The organism is Polaromonas sp. (genome assembly GCF_012927415.1).
Lineage (GTDB): Bacteria > Pseudomonadota > Gammaproteobacteria > Burkholderiales > Burkholderiaceae_C > Polaromonas.
Genome location: NZ_JABBPF010000124.1, coordinates 1 through 9,413, shown reverse-complemented (window position 1 = coordinate 9,413; position 9,413 = coordinate 1). Strand labels below are relative to the sequence as shown.

Sequence of the window (9,413 nt, the reverse complement as noted above, 5' to 3'; positions counted from 1 at the left end):
CGCCAACGACCAGGATAATCCCGACTATCCGTGCTGTATTCATTGAAATCTCCTCACCGGGCTTGTTGATAAGTGGATGGCCATGCCCCGGTACTGCGCCACCCTGAATGTAATGTAGCGGCCCGGACCCCAGGCGTCTGTAGGACGTGGAGCGGCTTGGCGACCATGAGGCCCAAATGAGAAGCCGGCTCATTCACCGGCGTCGGGATCGCGTGATACGCTCTTGTCATGTTTAACCCATCCCAAGCCGACGTCCGCCGGTTTTTTTGTTCTGTTTTCACCAAGACTCGCACTGGACAACCGCTTGAAGCTATTGAAATAATAGCAAGTCAATGGTTGGACGAGCATCCCGAACACCATGCCGATTTTATGGATGCAGACGCCGCGCTTGAAAAACAATACGACTTGGAAGGCAGCAAGATCAATCCCTTTCTGCACTTGTCCATGCATCTGTCCATCAGTGAACAATGCTCCATCGACCAGCCACGCGGCATACGCCAGGCCGTGGAATTGCTAACTGCCAGGCGCGACTCGCTTCACGATGCGCATCACGAGGTCATGGACTGCCTGGGCCAGATGGTTTGGGAAAGCCAGCGTGCAAACCGTCAGCCCGATGGCGCGGCATATATCGACTGTGTGCAGCGGCGCGCAACCCGGGACTGAAATTCGGAGACACCCATGGCGAGTGACCTAAGCACATAAAAAAAAACCGCTTAACCAGCGGCTTTTTCAGTCACGGAGTTTTTGTTTCAGCGAAACCAACTCTCGGGGACCACCTTGAGCTCGCCCTGCACTGACGACAGATAGCCGGCTAGCAACTTGAGTTCGGCATTGCTGTACTGCTTTGCCATGCCACCCATGATGGCGTTGCCGCGTCCGACTACAGGGTTGTTGTCAACCTTGTATGACTTGAGCGCCACAAACAGGTAATCAGCGTGCTGACCTGCGATTTTTGGGTACGACGGGTCAATGGGTTTGCTGAAATTGGCACCGTGGCAGGATGAGCAATTGGCCTTGTTAAGTAAAGCCAGCACTTCCGCACTCGGTGCCTTGACCGCTTTGGCGGGGAGCTCGACGCCGGCTACTACACCATGGCCACTGTAATAAGCCGCCAGATCGGCGATGTCCTGCTCTGTCAGCGTCTGGGCAATGCCCCGCATGGTCGGGTGTTTACGCTCGCCCTTCTTATATTCATGCAGCGCCGCTGCAATATACCCCGCGCCCTGCCCAGAAATCATCGGCACCTTGTAGACCTCGGGGAATGAGGACTGGTAGCCTGAAATCCCATGACATCCAATGCACATGGAATTTTTTGTAGCGCCCGCTTTGGCGTCGCCCTTTATGTCTTGGGCAAGGCTGGAGGCCGTCACACAGGAGACAACTACAGTGAATATCGTCGTGAACAGCTTATTCATTTTTCGCGCACAATCAAGTGGAAATTCATCTTGTAAAACAACGGTGGATTATATCTGCGCCGCCATAGGCACGGTCGGCGTGTTGAATATCACTGCTGAAGCCCCCACCCTCTTTAACGCCCAAGCGCCAAAAATGAAATTTCAAGGCTCAAAAAACTACGTTGCCACTCCGGACCTGATGCTTGCTGTCAATGCCGCTGCCACACTAAAAAGGCCGTTGCTCGTCAAAGGCGAACCTGGCACGGGCAAGACCATGCTCGCCGAGGAAGTTGCGCAGGCCCTTAACCTGCCGCTGTTGCAGTGGCATATCAAATCCACCACCAAGGCGCAACAGGGCCTGTATGAATACGACGCCGTCTCGCGTCTGCGCGATTCGCAACTGGGGGTCGAAAAGGTCAAGGACATCCACAACTACATCCTCAAAGGCGTGTTGTGGCAGGCCTTTACGGCCGACGAGCCGGTCGCGCTCCTGATTGATGAAATCGACAAGGCCGACATTGAGTTTCCCAATGATTTGCTGCGCGAAATCGACCGAATGGAGTTTTACTGCTACGAGACGCGTGAACTGGTCCGCGCCAAGCACCGGCCGCTGGTGTTCATCACCTCCAACAACGAAAAAGAATTGCCCGACGCCTTTTTGCGCCGCTGCTTTTTCCACTACATCAAATTTCCCGACGCCGACACCATGAAGCAGATCGTGGACGTGCACTTCCCCACACTCAAGAAAGAACTGCTGGCTGCTGCCATGAAAACTTTCTACGACGTGCGCAACATGCCAGGCCTGAAAAAGAAGCCATCCACCAGCGAACTGCTCGACTGGCTCAAGCTCTTGGTGGCTGAAGACATTCCGCTGGAGGCGCTGCAAAGCAGTGACCAGAAAGTTGCCGTGCCGCCACTGGTCGGAGCCCTGCTAAAAAATGAACAGGACGTAACCCTGTTCGAAAAGCTGGTGTTCATGCAGCGCAACAACCGTTAAAGCAACAGGACAGAGTCATGAGCCAGAAGTCATTATTGCTCGAAGGTTTCTCAGACGCCGTCGGTTTTCTGGGCGGTGCCTTGCTCGGATTCTGGATCGGCCGACTTCTGGGGCTGGATATTTTTGCGGCCGGCTATGGCAACAGTGCACTGGGCGGCATTGTGCTTGTCGGTCTTGGTGGTGGCCTGGGTTTGCAGTTGGCACGACGCTGGCGCCGCGCCAAGACGGCCAAGGCCAAGGGCGAGGGCGAGGGCGAGGAAATCAGATGAGTTTCGTAGCCGCCGTTACCCTTTGCGCGAGAGGAGTGGAACTAGTACCGCTGGCTCTTGAGCATGAGTCGGGGCTGCGCGCCGCCGCCGCCGACGGCGAACTCTGGAAGCTGCGCGTGACCTCGGTTCCCGAACCGGCGCAAACCCGCGCTTACATCGAAACTGCGTTGGCGGCGTGCCAAGAAGGCCACCGTTTCGCTTTTGCGGTGCGTGATCTGGCTAGTGGCACCGTGCTTGGCAGTAGCAGCTTTCATGACATCCTGCCGGCTGTCAAACGAGTCGAGATCGGCTACACCTGGTATGCCGCGCGCTGCCAGCGCACGCACATCAACAGCACGGCCAAGCTATTGATGCTGACGCATGCGTTTGAAACCCGCGCCTGCAACGTGGTCGGCTGGCGCACCGACAATTTCAATCCTGCATCGCAGCGCGCCATCGAACGGCTCGGTGCCCGCAAGGACGGCGTGATTCGTGGCCATGCACTGCGGCGCGACGGCACAATTCGCGACACCGTCATGTACAGCCTGCGCGTTGGCGAATGGCCGGAGGTGAAGGCACAGCTGCTGTACCTGCTCGACAAACCGCACCATTGAGGTTTTGAATACGCCATGCTGATTGATTTTTTCTACATGCTGCGCTCGGCCAAGCTACCGGTTTCGGTCAAGGAATACCTGATGCTGCTCGAAGCGCTGGAGGCCGGCGTGGTTGGCCCCAACAGCGGCAAACTGGCGGGGCCGGATGGTGAGATGAGTGAAGGCGCCTACAAGATTGACGACTTCTACTACCTGAGCCGCACTGTGCTGGTGAAGGATGAAAAGCACTACGACAAGTTCGACCGCGCCTTTGCAGCCTACTTCAAGGGTGTCGAAACGATCGCCGATTTTACCAAAGAGATCCCTCTGGAATGGCTGCGCAAAAACCTGGAGCTTGAGCTCAGCCCGGAAGACAAGGCGAAGATCGAAAAAATGGGCTGGGACGAGCTCATGGAGACGCTGAAAAAGCGTTTTGAAGAGCAGAAAGAGCGCCACGAAGGCGGAAGCAAATGGATAGGCACCGGCGGCACTTCGCCTTTTGGTGCCAACGGCTTCAATCCGCAGGGCATCCGCATCGGCCAGGAAAAAAGCCGCAACCGCAGCGCGGTCAAAGTCTGGGACCAGCGCGCCTACAAGGACTACGACGATACGCAGGAACTCGGCACGCGCAACATCAAGGTGGCGCTGCGCCGCCTGCGCAAGTTTGCCCGTCAGGGTAACGTGGAAGAACTGGATCTGGACGACACCATTCGTTCCACCGCCGCCAACGCCGGCTGGCTGGACATCAAGATGGTGCCCGAGCGCCACAACAACGTGAAGGTGCTGCTGCTGATGGACGTCGGCGGCACCATGGACGACCACATTCACCGCGTTGAGGAAATGTTCTCTGCCGTCAAGGCCGAGTTCAAGCACCTCGAGTTTTACTACTTTCACAACTGCGTTTATGACTTCATGTGGAAGAACAACCGCCGCCGTTTCGCTGAAAAATTTTCAACCTGGGACATCATCCGCAAGTACAACAAGGACTACAAACTGATCTTTGTCGGCGACGCCACCATGAGCCCCTACGAGATCCTGCAGGCGGGCGGCAGCGTGGAATACAACAACGAGGAAGCCGGCGCCGAGTGGCTACAGCGGCTGACCAATGCCTTTCCAAAATTTGCGTGGATCAACCCCGAGCCGCAGGGTGTGTGGCAATACCGCCAGAGCATCAGCGTCATCCAGCAGCTGATGGGCCAGCGCATGTATCCGCTGACGATCAAAGGCCTTGAAGATGCCATGCGGTTGCTGTCGAAATAATGTCCACTTAGACTGCGGCTTGTGACCTATACCGGTACTCACTGCGATCGAGCGGCCACTCGTGCAGGACTGAGCTTACCCGGTCCCGCCTTCGCTCTTTTTGCCTTGATGGCGCTGTTTACTGCACCTTTGGCCGGGGCTCAGACTGCCGCGCGGCTGACTCCTGCGACTCCCCTGGCGCCCAAAACCGCGCCTGTCTCCTCAGTCTTAACACCGCCTTCCAGCGTCACGCAATCGGCGCCGCAACCTGTCCCCCCGCCTGAAAAACTGGCGCCTGAACCGACGCCGCAAGGCTCGGTCGGCCCGACCAGTGCCGAGCCCGAAGTCACCGCCTTCGACATTGCCGTGCGCGCGCCTCCAGTGGTTCGCGAGATGCTAGAAAGGCACCTCGAACTGCAACGCTACCGTGCCGTCACCGATCTCGACGAAGCTGAACTGGGGCGCCTGATTGTGCTGGCCGAGCGCAATGTGCGCAACCTCGTGGGCACGCTGGGCTACTTCAGCCCCGACATCCGCATCACGCGTGAAGGCGGGGTCAACCAGCGTCCGACGATCATGGTTGTCGTAGACCCGGGTGAAGCGACGCGCATTGGCACGGTAGCAATCACCTTCGCAGGCGATATTGGCGCGTCACCCGATATCGATGCGATTGCCCAGCGCGATGAAATCCTGCGCAACTGGCGTTTGCCCACGGGCCGGCTATTCACCCAGGATGCCTGGAGCGGCGCGAAAACGCAGGCCTTGCGCGAGCTGGTTGCCCGCCGCTACCCCGCCGGCAAGCTCGCGGGAAGCCTGGCTGACGTCGACGCCCCGAATCGAACCGCCAGCTTGAACGTAAATCTTGATTCGGGTCCGCTTTACCGGCTGGGGCCGATGCAGGTCAGCGGCTTGGAGCGCTATGACCCCGTGCTGGTGCCACGCCTGGCTCGCCTGAATGCAGGTGCGGTCTATGACCAGAATCAGCTCGTGCAGGCGCAGCAACGGTTGGCCGCCAGCGGGTACTTTGACTCGGCCTACATTTTTATCGACCCTGAAAGCGATCCGCTCGCCACGCCCGTGCAGGTGCAGGTGCGCGAAGCCAAGCTGCAAAAAGTGATTTTGGGTGTGGGCGTGACCACTGACAGCGGACCGCGCGTCTCGCTTGAGCACACCCACCACCGCGTTCCCGGCATCGGCTGGCGCGCCATTACCAAACTACAGCTTGAAAAAAAGTCTCCTTTCGCCCAAACTGAATGGACGTCAATTCCCGACGAAGCGAGCTGGCGCTGGGGTGCACTGGGCCGCGTCGAACGCATCAATGACAACGAGCTGATCACCCAGGCCCAGCGTCTGCGTTTTGGCCGGTCACAGTTTGGTGACCGGATTGACCGCAACCTCTACCTGCAATACGACCGGGCCAACGTGCAGGGCATAGGCTTGCTGGGCAATTCAGTAGCAGCCGCCGGCGACGGCTCGGCGCTAACGGCCAACTACGTCTGGACCGGCCGCTACTTTGACAGCCTGCCTTTTCCCGGCAAAGGATATGCCCTCGGTTTCGAGCTGGGTGCCGGCACCACGCTGGGCGATGACCGGCAGCCCTTTACCCGCGCGGTAGGCCGCTGGCTTGGCATTCGCTCGTTGGAACGTGGCCGCATCGCCATGCGTGCGGAAGCTGGCGCGTTGCTGGGCAAAGACACGGCGCGCATCCCGAGCACCCAGCTGTTTCGCACCGGCGGCGACAACACGGTCCGCGGCTACGGCTACCGTGACATCGGCATTGCGCTGGCCAACGGCGTGGTTGGCCCCGGCCGCTACATGGCAGTTGGCAGCATTGAATGGCAGCGGCCGATGCTGCGTGACGGCCAGCCCAGCGAATGGGAGAACACGCTGTTTCTGGACGCCGGTGCCGTGGCCGACAAGCCGCAGGACATGCGCCCTTCCGTCGGTGTTGGTACCGGCCTGCGCTGGAAAAGCCCGATTGGTCCCTTACAGATTGACCTGGCCTACGGCGTCAAGGTCAAACAACTGCGCCTGCACGTCAGCGTCGGCTTTGTCTTTTGATGGATGCACCGCATGCCCCGGAGAACAAGACCGCGGAGCCGGTGGAAAAGCCGGTGCGGCGCTGGCTGAAAGCCTCTGCCTGGGCCGGCGGAAGCCTCGTTGCGCTGGCTGCGGGCGCGACGGGCGCGCTGTGGTGGTGGTCCGGCAGCGACGGTTCGCTGGCAACTGCACTCGGCTGGATTGGGCAATCACAGCCGCTGAAGGCGGAGCGCGTCAGTGGCTCACTGCGCGCCGGCGGTCACATCGAACAGCTGCACTGGCTGCAAAATGGCTTGAGCGTCGAGGCCCGCGATGTAACACTGGCCTGGCAACCCTGGTCACTACTGCAGGGCACGCTGAAGCTCAACCGCCTCGCCGCTGCCAGCGTGCAGATTCAGGACCAGCGTCCGCCTTCTATCACGCCAGCCACCCCGCCCAAGGCGCTGGGCCTGCCCCTCTCGGTGGCGCTTGACGACTTTTCAGTCGACCAGCTGCACATGACGGGGCCAACGCCATTTACAGCCACCACCATCTCCGGGAACTACCGCTACAACGGCCGGCAGCACCAGCTTGACCTGAAGAGAGCGCAGGTGGCCAGCGGCAACTACAGCGGACGAGCCGCCCTGACATCAAGTGAACCGCTCAGGCTCGACGCAAGTTTGTCCGGTGCCTTAAGCGTCGTGCTCCCTGGCCCCAAGACGCAGCTGCCGCTTTCATTTCAGGCTACCGCGCAAGGTCCGTTGACGGAACTGCTGGTCAAGGCCGAACTTCTGATAAAGGCCGCGCCTGCGTCCAACAGCGCGAAACCCGCGCCGCAACCGCGGGCCAGCGCCACCGCCCGCGTCATGCCCTGGGCGGCGCAGCCCCTGCCGCAAGTAGATGCCACTTTTCGCGACCTCGACCTTGCCGCCCTGTGGCCCGACGCACCGCAAACCCGGCTGAACGGCGGCGCCCAGGTGCAGCCACTGGCCGTTACGGCGGCCAACGCCAGCCCGGCGTGGGCCTTGAAACTTCAACTGGCCAATGCCCTGCCCGGTCCATGGGATCAAAAACGACTGCCAATCGATAGCCTGGACACGCAGGGCGAGTGGCGAAATGGCGCGGCCATGGTGCGCACACTCAAGGCTCAATTGGGCGGAGGCGAACTACTGGCCAGCGGGGAGTGGGCCGTCAGCCCAAAGCCCGCTCCTGCGGTCATAGGGGCGCCGCTGCCAGCCTGGCAACTAAAGACCACGCTGCAACACATCAGCCCGGCCCGGCTACACACCCAAATGGGCCCCGAGCCACTCGATGGCCGTGCCTAGTTAAGCGGTCAGGGTACCCTCACCCGCTTTGATGCCAGCGTGCAAACGGCGAATAATGCAGCCCCGGCCGTCAGGGCCGCCAGCACCGCTAAAAACAGGCTGATCGAACAATTGCGCCTGCGCAAGGCCAGCGCCACCGGCAGCTGGGATTCGCAACAGGCTGGCGGCACTCTGCTGTTGTCAGCCTTGCGCGTGCGCACCGATGATGCCGAACTGGGCGGTCAACTCGAAGTGCAGCCCTCTGCAAAAGGCGGAACAGGCAAGCTGAAACTGACCGCCCCTGGAATTGAGGCCAGTTTTAACGGCGAATTGCGGCAAACCAGGGGCAATGGCGAGTTGGGCGTCAAAGCGCGCGATGCTGCTGCAGCCCTGCGTTGGCTGCAAAAACTTCCTGGTATTCCCGCTTCGGTGCTGACAGCGTCAGCCAGCGGAAGCGCTGAACTGACTGCAAACTGGCAGGGTGGCTGGCTTGATCCGGCGCTGCAGGCACAGCTCGACGCACCTTCACTTGACTGGCTGTCTGCCACCCCAAAAGCCGCCGACAAAACTTTACCCCCAGACACCAACGCCGAAACTGTTGCCATCGCCAAGGCAACAGCAAGCCTCGGCCTGTTCAAGATTCGCGCGTTTCAGGCCACCCTTGCGGGCCGCTTGAGTCAGGCACAAATCAGCGCGCAAGGCCGCGTTGAAATAGACCAACGCCGTTATGCCGTGCAACTCTCCGCCGATGGCGGACGCGTGAAGCTCACCGGCGCACCCAACGCAGCGCTGGCCCAGTCGGCCTGGCTGGGTTTGCTCAAGCAATTCAGCCTCGGCCTTGAAGACCCCGCATTGGGCACCGGTGCGTGGCGCCTGGTCACTCGCACCAGCGTGCCCTTCAAGTGGACACCCGGCAAGGCGGGTGATGTTTTTGAAAGCGGTAATGGCGAGGCGGTGTTGACCGCGCCCGCCAGCAAGGCGCCAGCCACCGCAAACTCGCAGGCCCTACTTTCCTGGCAGCCGGTGCGCTGGCGGCCAGGCGAACTCATCACCACCGGCAAACTCACCGGCCTGCCGATCGCCTGGCTGGAACTGCTGATGGGCCCGCAGATGGCAGGCGCGGGCCTGGGCGGGAATCTGGTCTTTGATGGCGAATGGGATGCCGTGCTCGGCAATACCCTGAAATTCAAGGCCAGCCTGGTGCGCAGCAGCGGCGACGTCACGGTTCAAGCCGAAGGCGTGCAGGGCAACACGGCCCGGCTGGCAGCCGGCGTCAGACAGGCGCGCATCTCGCTGGAAAACCTGGGCGACAGCCTGACGCTCGCCCTGCGCTGGGACAGCGAGCGCGCCGGCACGGCCAATGGCGAGCTCAAGACGCGCCTGGCACGGTCACCCGAGGGGCAAGGCGTCGGCGGATGGAACTGGCCGCTGAATGCCCCTCTCACCGGCTGGTTGCGCGCGCAGCTTCCGCGCATCGGCGTTTGGTCTCTGCTGGCGCCGCCAGGCTGGCGGCTGCGCGGCTCGTTGGCCACTGACCTGGTCATCAGCGGCACGCGCGCCGCGCCGAACCTGGCTGGCCAGCTGCATGCCGACGACCTGGCCCTGCGCTCGGTGGTCGA

Annotated in this window: 8 protein-coding genes and 1 pseudogene; 8 read left to right on the top strand and 1 reads right to left on the bottom strand. The window is 60.8% G+C overall.

The genetic code is table 11. The features are described from left to right. Positions 1 to 228: 228 nt before the first annotated feature. Positions 229 to 663 carry a DUF1841 family protein gene (locus HHJ19_RS11710; protein ID WP_296907498.1) on the top strand — a complete coding sequence of 145 codons (435 nt, stop codon included), beginning with the start codon at positions 229 to 231 and terminating at the stop codon, positions 661 to 663. An 86-nt stretch (positions 664 to 749) separates the two neighbouring features. On the opposite strand, the gene HHJ19_RS11705 is transcribed toward HHJ19_RS11710, so the two are convergent. Beyond that, the gene (locus tag HHJ19_RS11705; RefSeq protein ID WP_296907496.1) at positions 750 to 1,415 is read right to left on the bottom strand and encodes a c-type cytochrome; all 666 of its coding nucleotides are present in this window, start codon (positions 1,413 to 1,415) and stop codon (positions 750 to 752) included. A gap of 133 nt (positions 1,416 to 1,548) precedes the next feature. Between HHJ19_RS11705 and HHJ19_RS11700 the strand changes: the two genes are divergently transcribed. The 7 genes and pseudogenes from HHJ19_RS11700 to HHJ19_RS11670 all read left to right on the top strand — a co-directional run. After that, a complete protein-coding gene (locus tag HHJ19_RS11700; protein ID WP_296907494.1) occupies positions 1,549 to 2,391 on the top strand; it encodes a MoxR family ATPase in 843 nt (280 codons plus the stop codon). A 17-nt stretch (positions 2,392 to 2,408) separates the two neighbouring features. Further along, entirely contained in the window at positions 2,409 to 2,660 is a 252-nt protein-coding gene (locus tag HHJ19_RS11695) for a hypothetical protein (RefSeq protein ID WP_296907492.1), read from the top strand. Then, positions 2,657 to 3,253: a GNAT family N-acetyltransferase gene (locus HHJ19_RS11690; protein ID WP_296907489.1), complete on the top strand. Its 597-nt coding sequence runs from the start codon at positions 2,657 to 2,659 to the stop codon at positions 3,251 to 3,253. The genes HHJ19_RS11695 and HHJ19_RS11690 overlap by 4 nt, the downstream gene beginning before the upstream one ends. A gap of 15 nt (positions 3,254 to 3,268) precedes the next feature. Next, on the top strand, positions 3,269 to 4,492 hold the full coding sequence (locus HHJ19_RS11685) for a VWA domain-containing protein (RefSeq protein WP_296907486.1): 1,224 nt from the start codon (positions 3,269 to 3,271) through the stop codon (positions 4,490 to 4,492). 108 nt (positions 4,493 to 4,600) lie between these two features. Beyond that, a complete protein-coding gene (locus tag HHJ19_RS11680; protein ID WP_296907483.1) occupies positions 4,601 to 6,532 on the top strand; it encodes a BamA/TamA family outer membrane protein in 1,932 nt (643 codons plus the stop codon). Continuing rightward, entirely contained in the window at positions 6,532 to 7,815 is a 1,284-nt protein-coding gene (locus HHJ19_RS11675) for a hypothetical protein (protein ID WP_296907480.1), read from the top strand. The genes HHJ19_RS11680 and HHJ19_RS11675 overlap by 1 nt, the downstream gene beginning before the upstream one ends. Before the next feature lie 39 nt (positions 7,816 to 7,854). Further along, positions 7,855 to 9,413, top strand: a pseudogene (locus HHJ19_RS11670) (DUF490 domain-containing protein); the annotation flags it as partial.

What these genes read in the sequence shown, in the direction of transcription:
- HHJ19_RS11710 (WP_296907498.1), top strand. Translation starts at nt 229, where the DNA reads ATGTTTAACCCATCCCAAGCCGACGTCCGCCGGTTTTTTTGTTCTGTT.
- HHJ19_RS11705 (WP_296907496.1), bottom strand. Translation starts at nt 1,415, where the DNA reads ATGAATAAGCTGTTCACGACGATATTCACTGTAGTTGTCTCCTGTGTG.
- HHJ19_RS11700 (WP_296907494.1), top strand. Translation starts at nt 1,549, where the DNA reads ATGAAATTTCAAGGCTCAAAAAACTACGTTGCCACTCCGGACCTGATG.
- HHJ19_RS11695 (WP_296907492.1), top strand. Translation starts at nt 2,409, where the DNA reads ATGAGCCAGAAGTCATTATTGCTCGAAGGTTTCTCAGACGCCGTCGGT.
- HHJ19_RS11690 (WP_296907489.1), top strand. Translation starts at nt 2,657, where the DNA reads ATGAGTTTCGTAGCCGCCGTTACCCTTTGCGCGAGAGGAGTGGAACTA.
- HHJ19_RS11685 (WP_296907486.1), top strand. Translation starts at nt 3,269, where the DNA reads ATGCTGATTGATTTTTTCTACATGCTGCGCTCGGCCAAGCTACCGGTT.
- HHJ19_RS11680 (WP_296907483.1), top strand. Translation starts at nt 4,601, where the DNA reads ATGGCGCTGTTTACTGCACCTTTGGCCGGGGCTCAGACTGCCGCGCGG.
- HHJ19_RS11675 (WP_296907480.1), top strand. Translation starts at nt 6,532, where the DNA reads ATGGATGCACCGCATGCCCCGGAGAACAAGACCGCGGAGCCGGTGGAA.